At 73.8% G+C, this 19,898-nt stretch carries 19 protein-coding genes; 5 read left to right on the forward strand and 14 right to left on the reverse strand.

The annotated features are described in order from the left end of the window. Window positions 1-22: 22 nt before the first annotated feature. On the reverse strand, window positions 23-658 hold the full coding sequence (locus ACQPZ4_RS33945; protein WP_433044805.1) for a TetR/AcrR family transcriptional regulator: 636 nt from the start codon (window positions 656-658) through the stop codon (window positions 23-25). A gap of 93 nt (window positions 659-751) precedes the next feature. Between ACQPZ4_RS33945 and ACQPZ4_RS33950 the strand changes: the two genes are divergently transcribed. Then, window positions 752-2,911, forward strand: a complete 2,160-nt coding sequence (locus ACQPZ4_RS33950; protein ID WP_433044808.1) for an MMPL family transporter — start codon at window positions 752-754, stop codon at window positions 2,909-2,911. Window positions 2,912-2,914: 3 nt separating this feature from the next. After that, window positions 2,915-4,093 carry an aromatic ring-hydroxylating oxygenase subunit alpha gene (locus ACQPZ4_RS33955; RefSeq protein WP_433044811.1) on the forward strand — a complete coding sequence of 393 codons (1,179 nt, stop codon included), beginning with the start codon at window positions 2,915-2,917 and terminating at the stop codon, window positions 4,091-4,093. Here ACQPZ4_RS33955 and ACQPZ4_RS33960 read toward each other — a convergent pair. Genes ACQPZ4_RS33960 through ACQPZ4_RS34000 form a run of 9 tightly spaced genes read right to left on the reverse strand, consistent with a single transcriptional unit; the run spans window position 4,061 to window position 13,325 of the window. Continuing rightward, the gene (locus tag ACQPZ4_RS33960) at window positions 4,061-5,374 is read right to left on the reverse strand and encodes a hypothetical protein (protein WP_433044814.1); all 1,314 of its coding nucleotides are present in this window, start codon (window positions 5,372-5,374) and stop codon (window positions 4,061-4,063) included. The genes ACQPZ4_RS33955 and ACQPZ4_RS33960 overlap by 33 nt on opposite strands. Further along, window positions 5,371-6,624 (reverse strand): ATP-grasp domain-containing protein, encoded by a 1,254-nt coding sequence (locus ACQPZ4_RS33965; protein ID WP_433044817.1) that lies wholly within the window; start codon window positions 6,622-6,624, stop codon window positions 5,371-5,373. Before ACQPZ4_RS33965 ends, ACQPZ4_RS33960 begins: the two co-directional genes overlap by 4 nt. A 13-nt stretch (window positions 6,625-6,637) precedes the next feature. Then, on the reverse strand, window positions 6,638-7,852 hold the full coding sequence (locus tag ACQPZ4_RS33970) for an MFS transporter (RefSeq protein WP_433044820.1): 1,215 nt from the start codon (window positions 7,850-7,852) through the stop codon (window positions 6,638-6,640). After that, window positions 7,849-9,060, reverse strand: a complete 1,212-nt coding sequence (locus tag ACQPZ4_RS33975; RefSeq protein ID WP_433044823.1) for an ATP-grasp domain-containing protein — start codon at window positions 9,058-9,060, stop codon at window positions 7,849-7,851. The genes ACQPZ4_RS33970 and ACQPZ4_RS33975 overlap by 4 nt, the downstream gene beginning before the upstream one ends. Continuing rightward, window positions 9,057-9,371, reverse strand: coding sequence for a hypothetical protein (locus tag ACQPZ4_RS33980; protein ID WP_433044826.1), 315 nt, complete (start codon window positions 9,369-9,371; stop codon window positions 9,057-9,059). The genes ACQPZ4_RS33975 and ACQPZ4_RS33980 overlap by 4 nt, the downstream gene beginning before the upstream one ends. Continuing rightward, complete coding sequence (locus tag ACQPZ4_RS33985; protein WP_433044829.1) at window positions 9,368-10,642, reverse strand: SidA/IucD/PvdA family monooxygenase; 1,275 nt, start codon at window positions 10,640-10,642, stop codon at window positions 9,368-9,370. The genes ACQPZ4_RS33980 and ACQPZ4_RS33985 overlap by 4 nt, the downstream gene beginning before the upstream one ends. After that, entirely contained in the window at window positions 10,629-11,618 is a 990-nt protein-coding gene (locus ACQPZ4_RS33990; RefSeq protein WP_433044832.1) for an FAD-dependent oxidoreductase, read from the reverse strand. Before ACQPZ4_RS33990 ends, ACQPZ4_RS33985 begins: the two co-directional genes overlap by 14 nt. After that, window positions 11,618-12,982 carry a class I tRNA ligase family protein gene (locus tag ACQPZ4_RS33995; protein WP_433044835.1) on the reverse strand — a complete coding sequence of 455 codons (1,365 nt, stop codon included), beginning with the start codon at window positions 12,980-12,982 and terminating at the stop codon, window positions 11,618-11,620. The genes ACQPZ4_RS33990 and ACQPZ4_RS33995 overlap by 1 nt, the downstream gene beginning before the upstream one ends. Beyond that, on the reverse strand, window positions 12,975-13,325 hold the full coding sequence (locus tag ACQPZ4_RS34000; protein WP_433044838.1) for a cupin domain-containing protein: 351 nt from the start codon (window positions 13,323-13,325) through the stop codon (window positions 12,975-12,977). The genes ACQPZ4_RS33995 and ACQPZ4_RS34000 overlap by 8 nt, the downstream gene beginning before the upstream one ends. Before the next feature lie 145 nt (window positions 13,326-13,470). Here ACQPZ4_RS34000 and ACQPZ4_RS34005 point away from each other — a divergent pair, with 145 nt between their 5' ends. Next, entirely contained in the window at window positions 13,471-16,641 is a 3,171-nt protein-coding gene (locus ACQPZ4_RS34005; protein ID WP_433044841.1) for a BTAD domain-containing putative transcriptional regulator, read from the forward strand. On the opposite strand, the gene ACQPZ4_RS34010 is transcribed toward ACQPZ4_RS34005, so the two are convergent. Next, window positions 16,616-16,804 (reverse strand): hypothetical protein, encoded by a 189-nt coding sequence (locus ACQPZ4_RS34010; RefSeq protein WP_433044844.1) that lies wholly within the window; start codon window positions 16,802-16,804, stop codon window positions 16,616-16,618. The two genes, ACQPZ4_RS34005 and ACQPZ4_RS34010, sit on opposite strands and share 26 nt — an antisense overlap. After that, window positions 16,801-17,658 (reverse strand): RNA polymerase sigma factor SigJ, encoded by an 858-nt coding sequence (sigJ, locus tag ACQPZ4_RS34015; RefSeq protein ID WP_433044847.1) that lies wholly within the window; start codon window positions 17,656-17,658, stop codon window positions 16,801-16,803. Before sigJ ends, ACQPZ4_RS34010 begins: the two co-directional genes overlap by 4 nt. Before the next feature lie 81 nt (window positions 17,659-17,739). On the opposite strand from sigJ, the gene ACQPZ4_RS34020 reads away from it, so the two are divergent. After that, window positions 17,740-18,183 carry a nuclear transport factor 2 family protein gene (locus ACQPZ4_RS34020; protein WP_433044850.1) on the forward strand — a complete coding sequence of 148 codons (444 nt, stop codon included), beginning with the start codon at window positions 17,740-17,742 and terminating at the stop codon, window positions 18,181-18,183. Here the strand turns inward: ACQPZ4_RS34020 and ACQPZ4_RS34025 are convergent. Beyond that, entirely contained in the window at window positions 18,159-18,713 is a 555-nt protein-coding gene (locus ACQPZ4_RS34025; RefSeq protein WP_433044853.1) for a histidine phosphatase family protein, read from the reverse strand. The genes ACQPZ4_RS34020 and ACQPZ4_RS34025 overlap by 25 nt on opposite strands. A 180-nt stretch (window positions 18,714-18,893) precedes the next feature. Between ACQPZ4_RS34025 and ACQPZ4_RS34030 the strand changes: the two genes are divergently transcribed. Further along, complete coding sequence (locus ACQPZ4_RS34030) at window positions 18,894-19,247, forward strand: hypothetical protein (protein WP_433044856.1); 354 nt, start codon at window positions 18,894-18,896, stop codon at window positions 19,245-19,247. On the opposite strand, the gene ACQPZ4_RS34035 is transcribed toward ACQPZ4_RS34030, so the two are convergent. Continuing rightward, on the reverse strand, window positions 19,236-19,802 hold the full coding sequence (locus ACQPZ4_RS34035; protein ID WP_433044859.1) for a hypothetical protein: 567 nt from the start codon (window positions 19,800-19,802) through the stop codon (window positions 19,236-19,238). The genes ACQPZ4_RS34030 and ACQPZ4_RS34035 overlap by 12 nt on opposite strands. Window positions 19,803-19,898: the final 96 nt, after the last annotated feature.

Here is a 19,898-nt window from a genome sequence, read left to right on the forward strand (position 1 = left end):
GGCCTAAACAAAAGCCAGCCTTTCAGCGGGACATGATGCCGTCGACCACCATGTCCAGGGCCCGGTCGATCGCCGCCGCCTGGTCCTCCGGGGGCATCCGCCGCATCGGGCCGTCCAGCAGCAGGTCGGCCATCCCGTGCACGGTGGCCCAGGCGGCCATGCCGAGGAACGGGCGCCGGGCCGGCTCGATCAGGCCCAGCTCCACCAGCTCGTCCAGGATCGACATCACCATCCGGAACGGCACGGTCTCCATCGGGTCGGCGCCGTGCTTGCCCACCATCGGCGCCGAGCGCTGGAACGCGGTGCGGAACAGCCCCGGCTTCTCCAGCGCGAACTTGATGTAGCCGGCCCCCAGCGCGCGCATCCGGGCCCGCAGCCGGGCCGCCGGGTCGCCGCCGGCCGGAGCCTCCTTGAGCTCCTCCTCCATGCGCTCGGCCAGCTCGCCCAGCGCGCAGTCCTTCACCGCGTGCATGAGGTCCTCGCGCGAGCTGAAGTGCCGGTACGCCGCCGTGGCGGAGACGCCGATCTGGCGCGCCGCCTCGCGCAGCACCACGGCCTCGGGGCCGCCGGAGCGGGCAAGCTCCAGCGCCGCGCCGGTCAGCGCGTTCGCGAGGTCGCCGTGGTGGTACGAGTGGCGGCTGATTTTGCTGGTGGACACCCTCTCATCCTGCCGGATGTTGACACCGTTAACACCTTGTGCAATGTTGACACCGTTAAGTTTACGCCGTCAACATCCCTTGGGGGAGAGCAGATGTTGTACCGGTACGGCTCCTTCATCCACCGCCGCGCCCGGCTGGTCCTCATCGTGTCGCTGCTGCTGCTGATCGGCGCCGGGGTCGCCGGCGCCGGCGCGTTCGGCAAGCTGCAGGGCGGCGGCTTCGACGACCCGGCCTCGGACTCCTCGCGGGCCCAGCGGCTCATCGACGAGCAGTTCGGCGGCCGGCCGAACCTGATCCTGCTCGCCCACGCCGACGGCGGGACCGTCGACGGGAGCGACGCCGCGGCCGCCGGCAAGGATCTCACCGCCGCGCTCGGGCGGGAGGCGGGCGTGCGGGACGTCGTGTCGTACTGGACGACCGGCCTGCCCGACCTGCGCTCCGCCGACGGCACCGACGCGCTGGTCCTCGCGCACGTCGACGGGACCGAGACCGAGCGGCGGGAGCGGGCCGCCGAGCTCATCGACCGCTACGCCGTGGACGCCGGCCCCCTCACCGTGGCCGCGGGCGGCGAGGCGGCCGTGAACGTCGACGTCAACACCCAGGTCGGGCGCAGCCTGGCGATCGCCGAGGCGATCGCGGTACCGCTGACGCTCCTGCTCCTGATCATCGTCTTCGGGTCGCTGGTGTCGGCGCTGCTCCCGCTCGCGGTCGGCGGCGTGGCCATCGCCGGGACGTTCGCCGAGCTCGCCGCGCTCGGCTCGATCACCGACGTCTCGCTCTACGCCGTCAACCTGACCACGGCGCTGGGCCTCGGCCTCGGCATCGACTACGCGCTGCTCATGGTGAGCCGGTTCCGCGAGCAGCTGGGGTCCGACACGCCCGTGCCGGAGGCCCTGGCCGCCACCGTCGCGACGGCCGGACGCACCATCCTCTTCGCGGCCGCCACGGTCGCCACCGCGCTCACCGCCCTCATGGTCTTCCCGTTGTACTTCCTGCGCTCCTTCGCCTACGCCGGCATCGGCGTGGTCCTCATCGCCGCGTTCGGCGCCCTGGTGGTCCTGCCCGCGCTCCTGGCCGTCCTCGGCCGCCGGGTCGACGCGGGCCGGGTGCCGTGGCGGCGCCGGGCGAGCGCCGGCCCGGCCGCCGACTCCCAGTTCTGGGGACGGCTCGCGGGCGCCGTCATGCGCCGCCCGGCACTCGCCGCGCTCCCGGTCGTCGCCGGCCTGCTCCTCGCCGCGAGCCCGCTGCTGAACGTCTCGTTCGGCACCCCGGACGAGGGCGTGCTGCGCCCCGGCAGCGACGGGCGGGTGGTGGCCGACCGGCTCGCCACCGGCTTCGCCAGCAACCAGCAGGCGAGCGTCGACGTGGTCCTGGAGGGCGCCGTCGGCCGCGACGCCGTCGCGAGCTACGCCGCGTCACTGTCCACACTGGAGCATGCGGGCGCGGTCACCAGCAGCGCGGGCACGTTCGTCGATGGAGCCAAAACAGACAACGGCAATCCTGCGCTCAGCCGGCCCGGGGCCGAGCATCTCGTGCTGGCCAGCAGGCTGGCGGCCAAGTCGGACGACGGCCGGGCGCTGGTCCGCGCCGTGCGGGAGGCGCCCTCCCCCGTCGCCGCGTACGTCGGCGGCACCGACGCGCGGCTCATCGACACCACGCACGCGATCGGCTCCCGGCTGCCGCTGGGCGTCGCGGTCGTCGTGCTGGCCACGTTCGCGCTGCTGTTCCTGTTCACCGGCAGCGTCGTACAACCGCTGCGGGCCCTGTTCCTCAACGTGCTCGGGCTGTCGGCGACCATGGGCGTGCTCACCTGGATCTTCCAGGACGGGCACCTGGCCTCCTGGCTGCGGTTCACGCCGCGGCCGATGGACACCGCGATGACCGTCCTGCTGTTCGTCATCGTCTTCGGCCTGTCGATGGACTACGAGGTGTTCCTCATCGGCCGGATCGCCGAGCTGCACGCGCGCGGCCTGTCCACCGAGGAGGCGGTCCGCTCCGGCCTGGCCCGCACCGGCCGGATCGTCTCGGCGGCGGCCGCCCTGCTGGCCGTCACCTTCTTCGCCTTCGGCACCAGCTCGGTCAGCTTCCTGCAGATGTTCGGCCTCGGCTGCGGCCTGGCCATCATCGTCGACGCCACCCTCATCCGCGGGATCCTGGTCCCGGCCATCGTGCGCGGCCTCGGCCGGCTCAACTGGTGGTCGCCCGGCCCGCTCCGGCGCATTTACACCAGGGTGGCGCTGCGCGAGGCTTGATGGATGACGCAACCGCACGCGGCGCCGCTCGACCCGGCCGGGGTCGAGCCGGCGCTGCGGCCGTTCGGGTCCAGCCGGACCCTGCCGGCCGCCGCGTACCTGGACCCGGCCGTCCTCGCCTGGGAGCGCCGCCACCTGTTCGCCGGCTCCTGGATGTGCCTGGGCCGCCTCGACGAGCTGTCGGAGGGCTGCAACCAGCGCGCGGTCACCGCCGGCGACGTCGGGGTGCTGCTCACCTTCGACGGCACCGGCGACGGCGGCGTCCGCGCGTTCGCCAACGTCTGCCGGCACCGGGGGCACGAGGTCCTGGCGAGCGGCGAGAGCGCGCGGCGGGCGTCGGCCGTCTGCCCGTACCACGGCTGGGCCTTCCGCCTCGACGGCTCGCTCGCCACCGCCCCGCACATGGCCGGGGTGGCCAACTTCGACCCGGCCGAGCTGGGCCTGGTCGAGCTGCCGGCGACCGCCTGGCACGGCTGGGTCCTCGTCAACGCGGGGCACCCGGCGCCGCCCGCCGAGCAGTACACGGGCGCGCTCGACGGGCTGCTCGCGCCGTACCGTCCGGAGACCCTGCACCTACGGGCCCGGCACGACTACGAGGTGCGGGCCAACTGGAAGGCGATCGTCGAGAACTACCAGGAGTGCTACCACTGCCCGCTGATCCACCCGGAGCTGTGCAAGGTGTCCCCGCCGACGTCCGGCGACAACTGGGTGCTGCCCGGCGCCTGGGTCGGCGGCACCATGGACCTGCGCGAGCACGCCGAGACGATGTCGTTCGACGGCCGCGGCACCGGCGTGTGGATCGACGGCGCGCCCCGGCGGACCATCCTCTACGTGGCGCTGTTCCCGAACCTGCTGATCAGCGCGCACCCGGACTACATCATGACCCACCGGCTCACCCCGCTCGCCCCCGACCGGACCGCGATCGAGTGCAGCTGGTACTTCCCGGACGGCATCGACGACCCGGCGTACGCGGTCGACTTCTGGGACCTGACCAACCGGCAGGACTGGGCCGCCACCGAGTCGGTGCAGCGCGGGCTGAGCTCCCCGCACTACGTCCCCGGGCCGCTGGCGGACAACGAGGACGCCGTGTACCAGTGGATCGCCCTCGTCGCCGCCGCCTACCTCGACCCGGTGGCCGCCATCGCCCGGTCAGTCCTCGTGGAACACGCAGCCGGTCAGTGACCCGCCGGCCACCACGGCCCCGGCGTCGGTGCCCGGCACGGCCCGCACGTAGGTGCCGGCGTAGCCGCGGCCGGTCAGGAACGCGCCCCACACGGCGACCCACGGCCGCAGCGTGCCGTCGGGCTCCGGGACGAGCTCCGGCACCGGGACGACCCGGCGCTGGAGCACGTACGGCCCGCCCTCGGCCGCGCGCAGCTCCCGGTCCCACGCGTCCGGCTCGGTGCGCCAGCCGGCCACGAAGCCCGTACCCCCGTGGAGCATGGTCGCCTTGAGCACCAGCCGCTCCCGGTCCCGCCGCGCATAGGCGAGCAGCTCCTCCCGCTCGCCGTCGACCGTGACCGCGCCGGGGCGCAGCATCCGGGTCCACGGCAGCACCCGGTCGACCACGGCCAGCTCGGCCGCGCCGAACCGGTCCCGGTGCCGCTCGTCGGAGAGCAGCGCCAGGGCCGCCTTGCTGCCGTAGAGCTCCGAGGCGATCGGGGTGAACATCGCCACCTCGCCCCGGGCCGCCGCGGCCAGCAGCGGGTCCAGCAGCGCCGGGCCCTCGGGGCGCAGCAGGTCCTCCATGAGGAACAGCCGGTACACCACGTCGACCCGCCGCCCGCCCAGGAACACGGCGCCGTCGCGGCACTCGACCTGGCCCGCGTGCCCGACCAGCGCGTCGATGCCGTAGTCGGCGAGCCGGGCCGCGGTCTTGCGCAGCATCGGCTCCAGCTCGGGGTAGCTGTCCGGCCAGTCCACGATCGCCACCACCGAGCCGGCACCGGCCTCGGCGCGCAGGGTCTCGCCCAGCAGGGCCATCGTGTCGGCGTAGCCCAGCCCCTGCGCCGCCGCGAACTCGGCGAAGTGCGGGCTGTCCAGGTACGCCGCGTTGAGGATCGAGTTCTCCAGTCCCCCGACGGCGCCGCTCACGTTGAGCTCGAGGAGCTTGAAGCCGTCGGCGGCGCGGTACAGGTCGGCCCGCGACAGCGTCGCCGCCTGCCCGGCGGCCGTGCGCGCCGCGTCGACCTGCGCGCCCTGCGCCCCGACCTCGGCGGCGAACGCGCCCGCGTCGCCGCCGAACAGCCGTTCCGGCAGGCCGGTCAGCAGGCCGTGCAGCGTGCGCAGGTCGGCGTCGAGGCCCTCCCGCTCGGCCCGGGTCAGGAACAGCGGCCGGGCCAGGTGCCCGTTGCGGTAGATGGCGTCGTGCAGGCCGGTGGCGCGGATCGCCTTGGCCAGCTCCTCGTGCGGCATCCGGCCGGCGGCCACCGCCGCCAGGTAGGCCTCGGTGACGGCGTTCACGCGTCCTCCCGCTCGATCTCGATCCGGCTCTCGATGGCCTTGATGCGCTGGTAGTCGGCCTCGATCTGGTCCGGGTCGGGGCCGGCCAGGATCACCCAGGCCAGGTAGGTGACCAGGTCGTCGGTGGCCGGCACCAGGTCGCCGGTGCCGTGCGGGAAGTGCTTGTCGACGAACGTCGGCAGCGCGTCGACGCCGGCGAAGATGTCGCCGTTGCGCCAGATGCCGGCGGCCGGGGACGAGATGAAGACGGCCGAGAGGTGCTGGCGCAGCTCGTAGCCGGGCTTGAACTCGCCGCGCAGCCGGTGCGCGACCGTCCGGGCGATCTGACTGTCCCCAGTGGACATCCGGGTGATCATCTGGTGGCCGCCGCCGGCCGGGCGGGCCGCCGTCTCCATCAGCCGCGGGCCGTGCTTGGTGAGCATGACCTCGCTGTGCCCCGGGCCGTTGCGCACGCCGAGCGCGTCGAGCACGGCGAACACGTAGGGCGCCACCTCGGCCACGTCCGGGTCGTCGGGCGCCAGGAACTGGACCCGCTCGTAGATGCCGATCCGGTCGTCGCGGCGGTGCTTGGCGTAGCGGCACACGTCGACGAGGCCGTGCCGGCCGTCCACCGAGTAGGTGTCGACGAGGAACTCGGTGCCCTCCCCGAACTCCTGCACCAGCACGGCGTCGTTGCGCACGCCGGTGTGGTTGATCTTGCCCAGGATGCGGTCGAAGATCGGGTGCCAGTCCTCGCCGGGCAGGATCAGGTGCACGTCGTCGGTCGCCCCGGACTTCGGCGGCTTGACCACGAACCGCTCCCCCGCCAGGCCCTGCTCGGCGATCCACGCCTCGATCGCGTCCCGGTCGGCCGAGCAGAACTGGCGCAGGTGCGGCAGCCCGGCCCGGGCGAGGGCCTGGGCCATGTGCCACTTGTCGCGGCGGTCGAGTGTGGACGCCAGCTCGTTGCCGGTGCCGGGGCACAGGACCGCGGTGAGCGCGTCGCACAGCTCCACGCCCATCTCGCTGCCGGCGACGAGCCACTGTGGACGGTACCGCCGCAGCTCCTCCGCAAGTTCTTCGACGGTCCGGTCGCCGAGCACGTGCACCGCGGCGAAGTTCTCCGGGTGCCAGGTGTCGTGCACCGCGTCGACGGCGTGGCCGGCCATCATCACCGCGATCGGCTCGAGCCCCTCGGCCCGGAAGGCCCCGGCGTACTCGTGCCCGGTCGACACCGGCTCCACGATGACCGCGTATCGCTTGTCCTCCATGGAATTCCCCTTCTCAGGACTCGTGGGCGGCGCCGACCCGGCGCATCCCGGACCAGGCCGCGGCCAGCCCGGCCAGGCTGATCAGGCCGAAGACCCACCACACCGGCGGGCCGAGGGCGAGCCACAGCGCGACGCCGCAGACCGGCCCGAGGACCGTGCCGAGGCCGTACATCGCCTGGGCCGCGCCCTGGTAGCGGCTCAGCAGCTCCTCGGGCGCGGCGAGGGCCGGGAACGCGAACATCGTCGGCCCGCCGATCAGCTCGGCCAGCGACCACACCACGGTGCCGGCGACGAACCACACGACGCCCCATTCGAAGCCGTACAGCGAGTGCCCGATCGCCAGCAGCAGGAACCCGGTCGCGGCGACGTAGCGGGGCGGGCGGCGCTGGGTCACCTTGGTCATCAGCAGCTCGAACGCGACCACCATGAAGCCGTTGAGCGACAGCATGGCCGCGTACCAGCCGGTGGCGAGGCCCGCCGAGCGCATCGCGAGCGGCAGGACGGCGACGTACTGGACGTACACGAAGACGTTCAGGAACATCGCCAGCAGGAAGAGCGTGTAGCGCCGGTCCCGCAGCACCGGCAGGTAGCCGCCCCGGTCCTGGCCCTCCGGCGCGTGCTCGCCGTGCCCGCGCGGGAACAGGAACACGGCGAGGACCGCGAACGCCGCCGTGGACGCCGCCTCGACCCAGTAGAGCAGGTCGTAGGAGACGGCCACGAGCAGCGCCCCGAGCAGCGGAGCGGTGGTGGCGCCGATGTTCTGCACCAGGCGGTACACCGCGAAGATCATCACGCGGCGGTGCTTGGCGGTGTGCGTGGCCAGCATCGCCGAGGCGGCCGGGCGGAACAGCTGGGTCGTCGCCCCGACCAGCGCCACGACCACGAGCACGGCCGCGTACCGGTGCAGGTAGAGCACGGTGGGCAGCAGCACGGCCGAGCCCGCCATGGACAGCAGCGTGGTCGGGCGCGGCCCGAGCCGGTCGCCGAGCGCGCCGCCGGCCAGCAGCCCCACGACCAGCCCGGCCCCGTAGACGCCCAGCGCCCAGCCGGCCTGGGCCGAGGAGAAGCCGCGGTGGGTGAGGAACAGCACGAGGTACGCCTGGAAGAACGTCCCCAGCTGGTTGACGAGCACGCCGGCGAGCAGGGCCCGCACCGGCGCCGGGGTGGCCCGCAGCGTGGCGAGCACCCCCGCGCCGTCCTCGGGTGCCTTGACGGCGGTGTCGGTCATGTCGTCACCCGCAGGGCGCCCGCGGCGGCGTCCAGCGCGGCCGTGACCTCGCCGGCGGTGGGGGCCACGGCGGTGACGTAGCCGAGCCGGCCCATGGTGGTGCCCTTCGGCGGCGGCGAGGCCACGGTGCCCGGCCCGGCCACCAGCACCGTCCGGTCGACCGCCTCCGGCAGCGGCTCGTCCGCGAAGCCGATCGTGGCGATCACGGTGTCGTCCTGCTCGGCGTAGAGGAACCGCACCCCGGCCACGAGGGCTCTCGTGGTGCTCACCTCCGGCGCGATGCCGCAGCAGGCCGCGGCGGCCGCGAGCCCGGGGGCGACGCCGCTCGCCCGGCCGCCGATGTAGGGGATCAGGTCGCCGCCCAGCCGGGCGTTGACCTCGATGACGACCGGCCCGGCGGCGGTGAGCCGCAGCTCGGTGTGCGTGACGCCGTCGGTGAACCCGAGGGCGTCATGGGTCTGCCGCAGTACCGTCAGCACGGCCGGATCCCGCAGCAGCGGGTCGGACGCGCCGACCAGGTGGCCGAGCTCCTCGAAGTAGGGCGGATAGCCCAGCTCCTTGCGGGCCAGCACCATCGGCGTCACCTCGCCCCGGTGCACGACCGCGTCGACCGAGATCTCCGGGCCGTCCGCGTAGCGCTCGACGAGCACCGACACGTCGTAGGCGGGCGCGCCCGGCACGGTGGTGTCGCGGGCGAACGCGAAGTTGGCCGCCAGCTCCTCGGGGGTGTCGACGCGCACGACGCCGAGGCTGGCCGCGAGGGCCCGCGGCTTGAGCACCACCGGGTAGCCGATCCGCTCCGCGGTGGCCAGGGCCTCCTCGACCGAGGCGACGAGCACCGACTCCGGCTGGGCGACCCCGGCCGCGGCGAGCGCGGTGCGGGTCAGGTGCTTGTCGCGGCAGGCGGCGACGGCGGTCTCCCCGGGGCCCGGCAGGCCGAGCGCGTCGGCGAGCCGGGCCACCGGCAGCACGAACGCCTCGTCCCAGCACAGCACGCCGGCCACGTCGCCGGCGTCCTTGGCCGCGACCGCCAGCGCGTCGACGTCGCTCAGGTCGGCCACCCGGGTCGAGCCCGCGAGGTACGGCACCTCCCACGTCGGCGCGGCCGGGCTGACGAGGTGGATGCGGTAGCGGGGGCTGATCTCCTCGAGCAGGTACCGGCGATAGTCCTTGTGCCCGGTGCCGACGAGCAGGACGAGCGGATTCATGCCGGCACCTCCTCGATCCGGGAGACGCCGGCCGAGCCGTCGGCCCGCCGCCACTGCTCGGTGAGCCGCAGGCGGCCGTCGGCGAGCCGGTCGGGGGTGCTCACGCAGGTGCCGGCGACCACCGCTCCGTCGGCCATGACCTGGCAGTACGCCGCGCTGATGACGCCGTCGGCGGTGCTGGTGCCGACCAGCCGGCCGGTGCGTACCGGGCCGCCCTCGAACTCGGCCCAGACCAGCTCGCCCCGCTGGTGGTAGTGGCCCCGCGCACCATTTGGATGCTCCGGCTGCACGATCAATCCTTCGTAGCTCATGCGATCCACCGGACCGGGCAGAGCTCGTCGATGACGCCGAACACGGCCCGCCCGGCCATCGCGTTGATGACGGTCGCGGCCCGCACCGGCAGCAGGGTGAGGTTGGCGTCGGGGACGCCGTGGCTGTACCGCGCCCGGTTCAGCACGAAGATCCGGTGCCCGTTCATGCCCTTCCAGCGCAGCGAGTAGTCGGGCTCGATGAGCATGTCGCCGTCGTCGTCGTACTCGACCCGCTCGGCCAGGTCGTCGTCGAACGGCACGGGGCTGGCCTCGCGCCCGACGGCCACGATGACGTGCCGGGCCCGGTGCTCCTCCCGCCCGCCGGGGGTCTCGCAGCGCATCACCAGGCCGGCGCCGTCCGGCTCGACCGCCACGACGTCGCGGCCCGGGTACAGCACGGCCGGGAACCGGTCCAGGTCGAGCATCCGGTCGTAGTTGGCCTGGTACAGCACCCGCAGCGCGCCGGGGGTGAGCGCGTCGCCGGTCGGGCCCTGCTCGACCACGAGCCGGCGCCGGGTGCCCCGGCTGAGCTGCTGCAGGAACTGCTGGTGGGCCGGGCGGTAGAACTCGTTGGCCACCGGCGAGTCGTCGATGGTCTGGAACCACTGGCGGCGGCCGAGCCAGCGCACGTCGGTGAAGCCGGCGTGGATGAGCTTCAGCACGCACTCGAGGCCGGTCTGCCCGCCGCCGACGACGGCGATCGGGGCGTCGAGGTCGCCGCGCAGGCCGTCCATCCGCCGGCCGAGGTCGTCGGCGATGAACGCGGCGCCCTCGGGCAGGCCGCTCATCCACTCCGGCCGGGTGGCCCGGGTGCCGACGCCGATCGACAGGTGGTGCGCGCGGGCCACGGGACGCCCGCCGGCGTACAGCTCGAAGCCGTCGTCGGTGTACGTCACCCGCTCGATCGAGGTGTTGTAGTGGATGCCCTCGATCCGGCGGGCGGCCCAGGTGAGGTAGCGGACGTACTCCAGCCGCGGGATGGTGTCGAACTGGGCGTTGAGCAGCGCGAACAGCCGGCCCGAGGTGACCAGGTAGTTCATGAAGGTCAGCCGGTGCTGCGGGTCGACCAGCGACACCAGGTCCTTCATCCACGAGGTCTGCATCCGCACGCCGGGGCTGAGCAGCGCCGGGTGCCAGGCCGGGCCGGGCTGGTTGTCGAAGAGCGCGATCGGGCCGAGGTCCGCGGCCGGGAACAGCGCGGCGAGGCTGAGATTGGCCGGTCCGGCCCCGATCCCGGCCACGTGGTAGGTGGGCAGATCATTGCTGTGCACGGGTTTCCTCCTGGGTGTGGTGGTCTGCACAGAGAGCGAGGATGCGTTCGGCGGCCAGGGTGCTGGCCGCGAGCGCGGTCTTGGCGGCGCCGCCGGAGCCGCCGGTGAAGGCGAGGACCCGGCCGCCGGTGCCGGGCACGTCGCGCAGGCGCAGCACGGGCGGGTCGGCGTAGCAGTCGGTGGCGTCGGCCCGGCGCACCGGCGGGCCGAGCCGCAGCCCGGGCAGCCGGCGGCGCAGCATCCGGGCCACGTCGGCGGGCGGGGCGGCCGGCGGCGCGCCGGGCGCCACGCCCCACTCCTCCCCCGCGACGCCGGCCAGCAGCAGGTCGCCGCCGAGCGGGATGCCGTAGAGCGGGCCGTCGGAGAAGATCGGCGGCAGCGGGCTGCGGCAGCGGTGCACGGTGTAGCGGATCGCCTTGACCCGCAGCCCGAGGGTGTCCAGCCCGGCCTTGGCCAGCAGCGCGGGCGTCCAGGCGCCGGCCGCGTAGACCAGCACGTCGGGCTCGGCGGCCAGCCGGTGCGTGACCGTGACCCGCGGGTGCCCGGCCAGGTCGGCCAGCACCGCGGCCCGCAGCGCCGCCGGGTCGATCCGCCCGCCGCTGTCGTCGCGGACCGCGCTCGTGCCGGGCGCGAGGGACGCCCAGCCGAGCGCGGCCAGCTCCCGCTCGCCGATGATCCGCGCGTCGAGGCCGGTCAGCGCGGCCTCGTCGGCCGGGCCGACGATCACCGACGGCAGCGGCCGGAAGTCCGCCCAGCGCCGCAGCACCGGGTCGGCGGTCAGCTCGGCCAGGCTGGCCACGGCGAGGGCCCGCTGCTCGGCGTGCGGCTCCCAGCCGCGCACCGCCCCGCCGGAGGCGCCGGTCGCGTCGCGCAGCCCGGGCGGGCCGGTCGCGAGGGCCACGTCGGTCCCGGCCCGCGCGAGGCGCCACGCGAGCAGGGAGCCGGCGATCCCGGCGCCGACGATGCCGACCCTCATCAGCGCCGGCCGGTGAGCACGGCCCGTAACGTCGCCGCGTCCGGGCTGCCCGCGGCGAGCAGGCTCAGCAGGGCGCGGGCGGCGAGCGGGGCGTCGAAGCCGGTGTAGCGCAGCGCCAGCTCGCCGCGCTGCCGCTCGGCCGCGAGCAGCTCGGGCGGCATGGCGTCGGCGTGCGTGGCCCCGTCCAGCAGCGGGCGCACGTACGCCGCGAACGCCTCGAAGGTCTCCCGGGTGAAGTCGCTGCCGACCCGGTCGGGCCGGTTGAAGGCCAGGAACAGCCGCACGATCCCGGGGTCGGCCTCGGCGAGCAGGTCGTTGGCCCACACGGCGTGGTTGCGGCTGGTCGAGAACTTGAAGCCGTCGAGGGTGAAGAACCGGTTGACGACGCTCATCCCGGCCAGGCGCCCCAGGTCGACGCCGGCCGTGGCGAGCAGGGCGGGCCACATGATGCCGTAGAAGTACGCGTTGTCGATGCCGTAGAAGTTCCACATGCCGCGGACCCTGCGCCGCCACACGTCGGCGAAGGCGGCGGCGTCCTCGGCCACGCCCGGCCGCAGGGCGTGGGCCACGCCGCGGACGAAGTTCAGGCAGACCTCGACGTACACGTCCAGGCGCAGCCCCTCGATCGGGCCGCTGCCGGCGACGCCCCAGTCGGTGGGGTACGCGGCCGGGATGGCGGGCAGCGGGCGCGCGAGGGCGGTGTCGATCAGCGCCCGCACGTCGACCGGCAGCTCGGCGCGCAGCCACAGCGACTGCAGCGCCGCGCGGTGCGCCTCCAGGTCGAGCACGGGCACGGTGGCGGTGAACGGGACGGGGGCGCCGCCGCAGCGGGCGCAGCGGACCTCGACCATGGTCTGGGCGGAGGTGAACCCGCCGCAGCCCTCGCAGCCGCCGCCGCAGGCCTCGTGCCCGCAGGCGCCGCACAGGCCCTCGACGTAGGAGTGGTGCAGGGTCCGCGCGCAGCCGGCGCAGCGGTGCAGCTCCAGCTCGCGCAGCGGCAGCGCGCCGCGCTCGACCAGCTGGGCGGCCATGGTGGCCATCGCCGGGGCGTACCCGGGGGCGCGCGGGTCGACGAAGGCGTCGTACTCGATGCGGGCCCGCCGGAACGCCTCCACGATGTCGTCGCGGTAGCCGTCGACCATCTTGTCCACGTCGACGCCGTCGAGCTCGGCGCGGGTCAGCACGTAGTTCTGGTGCACGTCGACGCCGGCCATGGCCAGCACGTGCTCGCCGCGGGCCCGGGCCGCGCGGGCGGCGAAGTCGGCGGCCAGGTACGGCCCGGAGAGGTGCCCCACGTGCAGCGGCCCGTTGGCGGTGGGCGGCGGGATGGAGACGACGTCGACGAGCGGCTCCTGCTCAGCCATTGACGGCCTCCTTCTCGTACCAGTACGCGCTGAAAATCACGAGTGGCTCGGAATCGCGCCGGTTGTGAATGACGTGCCGTTCGCCGGATTCGAGCAGGAACGCGTCACCGGTGGCGACCTCGACCGGTTCGCGGCCGTCGACCTCCACCGCGGCGTCCCCGCGCACGACGATCGACAGCTCCAGCTCCGGATGCTGGTCGGCCGGGCTGATCCCGCCGGCCGGCACCCGGTACCACATGGCGCGGAACGGCATCGCGCCCACGCCCTCGTAGCCGTCCCACCGGAACACGTCCACGTCGCCGACGGGGCGGTTCTCGCCCCGGCCCAGTTGATAGGTCCGCATGGCGCCTGAGTGTTCTGCCCGCCGCCTGCGCACCGGTTGCGGCGGCCTGCGGTGCGCACTTGCGGTTCACTTGCGGTCGCGTTCCGTCATCGCGGTTCGCTTCCGGCGCCGTTCCGAAATTGCGGGAGAGCGATAGTGTTCGATCGTGCAGTTTCGATTACTCGGCGCGGTCGAAGCGGACATCGCCGGTCGCCCGATCAAGCTGGGCTGGCGCCAGGAGCGCTGTCTGCTGGCGTTGCTGCTGCTGGAGAACGGCCGCCCGATCCACAACGAGCGGCTGGCCGAGCTGATCTGGGAGGGCGAGCCGCCGCCGGACCCGCGGGCGGCGCTGCAGGTGGTCGTGGCCCGGCTGCGCGGGCACCTCAACGCGGCCGACGCGGCCGGGCACGGGGTGCGGCTGGTGACGAAGGGCGACAGCTACGCCCTGGAGGTCGCCCCCGAGCAGGTCGACGTGGCCCGGTTCAAGATGCTGGTGCAGCGGGCCCGCACCTCCGACCACCCCGACCGGGCGGCCGCGTTCCTGCGCACAGCCCTGCGGCTGTGGCGCGGGCCGGCCCTCGCGGACGTGGCCGGGCCGTGGCTGCGCCGGCGGGTCACCGACCCGCTCGACGAGCTGCGCCTGGCCGCCACCGAGGAGCTCATGGACGTGGAGCTGGCCGCGGGCCGCCACCACGAGCGGATCGCCGAGCTGACCCAGCTGGTGGCCGAGCACCCGCTGCGGGAGCGGCTGCGCGGCCAGCTCATGGTCGCCCTGCACCGGGAGGGCCGCCGGGTGGCCGCGCTCGACTCCTACGAGCAGCTGCGCCGGACCCTGCGCGACTCGTTCGGCCTGGAGCCCGGCGAGCAGCTGCGCGAGCTGCACGGCCGGATCCTGCGGGCCGACCTGCACGCCGTCGAGGTGCCGCGGGAGCCAGTGGCACCGGTGGCGGTACCGCAGCCGCCCATGCCCACCGCGCCCCGCCCGCCGACCCCGGCCGAGCTGCCCGCCGACGTGGCGGGATTCGTCGGGCGGGACGACGAGCTGGGCAGGCTCGACGCGATGCTGCCCGAGGCGGCCGGCGGCGGAGGGCCGGTCGTGGTGACGGCGATCGCGGGCACGGCCGGGGTCGGCAAGACCGCGCTCGCCGTGCACTGGGCGCACCGGGTCGCGGGGCGGTTCCCGGACGGGCAGCTGTACGTGAACCTGCACGGGTACGCCTCGCGCGACCGCCCGGTGCCGCCGATCGAGGCGCTGGGCGGGCTGCTGCGCTCGCTCGGGGTGCGCGAGGACCGGGTGCCGGACGACGTGGGTGCGGCCTCGGCGCTGTACCGCTCGATGCTCGCCACCCGCCGCGTGCTGCTGTTCCTCGACAACGCCCGGTCGGTCGATCAGGTGCGCCCGCTGCTGCCCGGCGGCCAGGGCTGCCTGGTCGTGGTCACCAGCCGGGACCGGCTCACCGGCCTCGTCGCGCACGACGGGGCCCGCCGGCTCACCCTCGACATCCTGCCCCCGGAGCAGGCCCGGGCGCTGCTGTCGGACATGCTCGGCGCGGACCGGGTCGCGGCCGAGCCCGACGCGGCCGACGAGCTCGCCGAGGCGTGCGCGTACCTGCCGCTCGCCCTGCGGATCAGCGCCGCCGACCTGATCAACCACCCGCACCGCGGGATCGCCGCGCACGTGGCCCAGCTGCGCGCGGCCGACCCGCTGACCGCCCTCGCCGTGGACGGGGAGCGGGCGGTGCACAGTGCCCTTGAGGTGTCGTACCGCTCGGTCCCCGCCGACGCCCAGCGCCTGTTCCGCCTGCTCGGGCTGGCCCCCGGCAACGACTGCACCGCGGCCGCCGCCGGGGCCCTGGCCGGGCTGCCGGGCGCGGAGGCGGCGGCGCTGCTGGACCGGCTCGCGGCCGCGCACCTGGTGGTCGAGTCGGCGCCGGACCGCTTCACGTTCCACGACCTGCTGCGCTCCTACGCCCGCGCCCGGGCGACCGCCGACGACCCGGCCGACGAGCGGGCGACGGCGCTGGGGCGGATCTACGACTGGTACCTCGGCACCCTCGACGCCGCCGCCTCCCAGCTGTACCCGCAGCTGGTCCGGCTGCCGTACACGGGCACGGCCCCGCGGTTCTGCGGCACCGCCCAGGCCCGGACCTGGCTGGAGGCCGAGCGGCAGAACCTGGTCTCGATGGTCCGCAACGCGGTCGCCGACGCCCAGCCGGAGATGGCGTGGCGGCTGGCCGACGCGATGCGCGGCTTCCTGTCCCAGGGCGGGCACCTGTTCGCCTGGCTCGCGGTGTGCCGGGCCGGGCTGGCCGCGGCCGAGGTGTACGCCGACGTGAACGGCCAGGCCGCCATGCACATCGGCCTCGCGCACGCCAACCAGTGGCTGTGCCGGCACGACGAGGCGGTCGAGTCGCTGCGCTGCGCCGTGCGCCTGGCCGAGGCGGGCGGCTGGATCGAGGGCATGGCCTGCGCCCGCAACAACCTCGGCATCTTCTACGACGAGCTGGGCCGCCCGGCCGACGCCCTGGAGCAGCACACGGCGGCGATCGCGCTGGCCCGCGAGCACGGCTCGACCCGGCTGCTGGTCGCCTTCCTGGACTCGCTCGGCCACCACCACCACGTGACCGGCCGGCTGACCGAGGCGACGGAGTGCTTCGACGAGAGCCTGCGGATGGCGCTGACCCTCGGCGAGGCCTCGCGCACCACCGCCTACCTGCTGGAATCCCTGGCCGGCACCTACCAGGCGATGGGCCGCTTCGCCGACGCCCTGGCGCTCGCCGAGCGGGCCCTGGGCCTGTGCCGCGACGTCGGCAACCGGCTGCACGAGACGACGATCCTGTCGCTGCTCGCCACGATCCAGGCCGACCTGGGCCGCCGGGAACGCGCCCTCGAACTCGCCACGGCGGCGGTCGACACGGCGCGGGATCTAGAGGGCAGCTATGGTACCGCCCAAGCGCTGATCGCCCTCGCGCAAGCCATGCGGGGCATGGGCCGGCCGGAGCGCGCGACGGAGCTCTACGGCGAGGCGTGCACGCTGCTGGCCGACGTGGGCACGGCGTACCACCGGGCGGCCGCCTCGATCGGCCTGGCGGGGGCGCTGCACGACCTGGACCGGCTGGACGCCGCCCTGGAGCACGCCCGGGCGGCGCTGCTGCTGACGGAGCGGGGCGGGTACCGGCTGCTGCGCGCGCACGCCCTGGCCACGATCGCCGAGATCCAGCTCAGCCGCGGCGACCGCGTGCGCGCGCTGTTGGCGGCCCGCCGGGCCCGCGAGGCGCACGCCGCCGTCGAGGCGCGGATGGCCGTCTTCTTTACCGATTCGTTCTCTGGGCAATGATCATCAGCGCGGCCCCGGCGATCGCCGCGATGACGCCGAGGAATATGTAGACGGCCGTCAGTGCCCAGTTCGTGGTCTCGTGGCCGATCTCGACCCGCACCCCGATGCCGAACAGCGCGGCCACCACCAGCAGGCCGATCCCGGTCGGCCGCGCCCACGTCATCCCAGGCTTCCCCTTCTCCAGGTGCGCAGCTTCTCCGGGTTGCGCACGGCCCAGATCCGGGTGATGCGGTCGGCGGAGATCTCGAACGCCATCACGGTCGACGTCTCGTTGTCAAGCTCCGCGACCAGCCCCGGCTGCCCGTTCACCATCCGCTCGTGCAGCACCAGCCCGGCCAGCCGCATGATCTCGGCCAGCCCCTCGGCGATCCGCTCGGCCCCGGTGATCGGCTCCAGCGCGGCCGGCACGATCCCGCCGCCGTCGGACACCGCCATCGCCTGCGGATCGAGCAGCCCGACGAGCGCCGCGATGTCCCGGGCGGCCCACGCCCGCGCGAACGCCCGCACCACGCCCGCCCGCCGCTGCCGCGACTCGGTCCCCACCCGGGCGTCCCGAATCCGCCGCCGCGCGGAGGTGGCCAGCTGCCGGCACGCTCCCGGCGTCCGCCCGACGATCTCGGCCACCTCGGCGAACGAGTACCGGAACACGTCATGCAGGACGAACGCCACCCGCTCGGCGGGCGTCATGTTCTCCAGCACCACGAGAAACGCCATGTTCACCGACTCGTCCAGGGTGACCCTGTCGGCGGGATCCCCGTCCTGGTTTTGTGGAGGCAGCGGTTCCGGAATCCACTCCCCCACGTACCGCTCCCGCCGCACCCGCGCCGACCCGAGCAGGTCCAGACAGATCCGGCTGGTCACGGTCGTCAGCCACGCGCCGGGCACCAGAATCTCGTCGCGTTGTTCTTGCTCGAGCGCATACCACCGCGCGTACGCCTCCTGCACCACGTCCTCGGCATCGGCCAGCGACCCGAGCAGCCGGTACGCGACGTTGAGCAACTGCCGTCGTTCCTCCATGACCCCTCTGACGATCCGTCCCCTGGAAATGTCAGCCGGCCGCGGCATACTTGGCTTTTGCCCGCTTTTAGGGGGTACATCGTGTCACTGGCCGACCGCTTCGAGATCGAGTCCCTCCGCAGCGAATTCAACGACGCCGGCGTCACCGGCGACCCCGACCGCATGGCCGCCCTCTTCACCGACCGCGGCATCTGGCGCATCCCGGCCGCCAACGTGCACTTCACCGGCCACGCCGAGATCCGCGAGGGCCTGACTCGTCTTCGCGACCTGTGGGACTTCTTCGTCCAGGAGGCCCACTCGGGCACGATCGAGCTGGACGGCCACCAGGCCACGGGCCGCACGTACGTCCACGAGCTGGGCCGCTTCCGCGACGGCACCTCCTTCACCATCCACGGCGTCTACCACGACCGCTACGAGCACACCGCGGACGGCTGGAAGTTCGCCGAGCGCGTGAACGAGGTCCTGTACAGCGACGACACCCCGCTGCCCGGCAAGCCCGGTCAGCCGCCGGCGGTCGTGCCGTAGCGGTACTCCCAACCGTGCTCCTGCCAGGTGAAGCTATCGGCAACGAGGTCGCGGACACTCCGGCCGGTGGTGACGTGTTCGAGGGCCCGGTAGGTGGCCAGGTGGCCGATCACCATGACGCGCCGCTCCGCCCACCGGCTCGGCAGGTCCTGGAGGACGGCGGCCGCTCTGTTGATTGCCTGGGTGTGGCTCTCACCGTTGGGGTACGGCCGGTCCACGTACTCCAGGCGATCCCGCTTCACCGCGTCCCCGGCCGTCCCGTTGCGATCGCCGAAGTCGCATTCGCGCAGGCGCCAGTCGTACAGGACGGGGATGCCGCTGCCCCCGAACGCGAGCTCGGCCGTCTCGGCGGCCCGCCGCAGGTCGGAACAGAACACCGCGGCGATCCCGTCGTTCCGCCGCCGCTCCCCCATCGCGACGGCGTTGCGGCGGCCCCGCTCACTGAGCCGGCCGGGCAGCCACCCGGTCGCGATGCCGCGCTCGTTGTCCTCGGTCAGCGCATGCGTCTCGTACACCACCTCGATCGACACCGTTCGACCCTACCGCCGGCGCCATGGCAACGCCTGACGGTCGACGTGCGATCGTTTCGTACGCTCGGCGTGTGGTCGGTCGGTGCACTGCTCCTGACCATGATCGCCAACGCCGTCACGCGGCGGCTCCACCGCGCCCGCTCAGCCGCCAGGTCATAGCCACTCCACTGCCTTCTGCCGTTGCCGCGCCGGGTGGTGGTTAACCGCTCGACACGCCAGTTGATCGTGATGCACGCTGCTCGGCACACCGGTGCCTGCATTCGTGGGTTGAGGGGAGGGCCGGTCACCGAAGCGAAGATCGCGGCCGGGCAACTCCGGGACCTGTTCCACCGACTCCACGACGAGTTGCCGGCCGTCCTGCCGCTGGAACACTTCAGGACCCTGCCGGAAAACCATGTCCGGTACATGCCGCCCGGCGCAGATCCCCAGGATTACCCGCTGGTGCCGAACCACGACTTGACGCCCGCGATGGAGCAATACCGTCATCATCGTCCGACTGCGTTGCAAGGTTTGAACAGCTGCTCAGACGGATGAGTCCAGGTGCCAGGTGCCGTCGACTCGCCGATAGAAGTCGCGGGTGAGCCGATGGTCGCCGGTTGGCCAGACACGGTCGATGAGTTGGCCGAGCTGCGCACGCCCAGCCGGACTGCTCGCCGGGCAACAGGCGAGGATGTCTCTGGTGGGCGCGACGGCCAGCATGGAGCGCTCGCCGAATTGCGACTCGAACGAGTCCCACGGCTCCTGCAGGAACATGACGCTGACCTCGAAGTTGCCGTCGAGCAGTACCGGCCTGATGTCGTGGTATTCGGGCGTGCGAAGCTGCCGCCGGCCGACATACGCGGCGAGGTTCCGGACGGCCTGCTCGTGCAGTTCGTCCACGGTGAGCGCCACGCCGTCCAGCTCGTCCTCGGACACGAAACGCAGCCCAGCGTCGACTTCGACCACATACGTGGTGACCAGCGAGCCGACGAAGGGGCGGCTGACCAGCGCGAGACCCAACTCCGATCCCAGCTCGGAGCCGCCGCGCGGCATCACGGCCTTGGCATACGGGAGGACCGAGCTCAGGTCCAGCAGGTCTTTCGAGTCCACGCCATGATCGTACGCAGCTGACCGCCGTGAACTGCCAGATGGCGGCAGTTCCCCGGGGGCGGCGCCAACGCTCGGGAGCGGGCGCCGGCCCCAGAG

It is taken from the genome of Dactylosporangium sp. CS-033363, assembly GCF_050942475.1.
Classification (GTDB): domain Bacteria; phylum Actinomycetota; class Actinomycetes; order Mycobacteriales; family Micromonosporaceae; genus Dactylosporangium.

Excerpts from the sequence above, each read along its gene's own strand:
- ACQPZ4_RS33950 (WP_433044808.1), top strand. The coding sequence starts at position 752 with ATGTTGTACCGGTACGGCTCCTTCATCCACCGCCGCGCCCGGCTGGTC.
- ACQPZ4_RS33955 (WP_433044811.1), top strand. The coding sequence starts at position 2,915 with ATGACGCAACCGCACGCGGCGCCGCTCGACCCGGCCGGGGTCGAGCCG.
- ACQPZ4_RS33965 (WP_433044817.1), bottom strand. The coding sequence starts at position 6,624 with ATGGAGGACAAGCGATACGCGGTCATCGTGGAGCCGGTGTCGACCGGG.
- ACQPZ4_RS33970 (WP_433044820.1), bottom strand. The coding sequence starts at position 7,852 with ATGACCGACACCGCCGTCAAGGCACCCGAGGACGGCGCGGGGGTGCTC.
- ACQPZ4_RS33975 (WP_433044823.1), bottom strand. The coding sequence starts at position 9,060 with ATGAATCCGCTCGTCCTGCTCGTCGGCACCGGGCACAAGGACTATCGC.
- ACQPZ4_RS33980 (WP_433044826.1), bottom strand. The coding sequence starts at position 9,371 with ATGAGCTACGAAGGATTGATCGTGCAGCCGGAGCATCCAAATGGTGCG.
- ACQPZ4_RS33990 (WP_433044832.1), bottom strand. The coding sequence starts at position 11,618 with ATGAGGGTCGGCATCGTCGGCGCCGGGATCGCCGGCTCCCTGCTCGCG.
- ACQPZ4_RS33995 (WP_433044835.1), bottom strand. The coding sequence starts at position 12,982 with ATGGCTGAGCAGGAGCCGCTCGTCGACGTCGTCTCCATCCCGCCGCCC.
- ACQPZ4_RS34000 (WP_433044838.1), bottom strand. The coding sequence starts at position 13,325 with ATGCGGACCTATCAACTGGGCCGGGGCGAGAACCGCCCCGTCGGCGAC.
- ACQPZ4_RS34010 (WP_433044844.1), bottom strand. The coding sequence starts at position 16,804 with ATGACGTGGGCGCGGCCGACCGGGATCGGCCTGCTGGTGGTGGCCGCG.
- sigJ (WP_433044847.1), bottom strand. The coding sequence starts at position 17,658 with ATGGAGGAACGACGGCAGTTGCTCAACGTCGCGTACCGGCTGCTCGGG.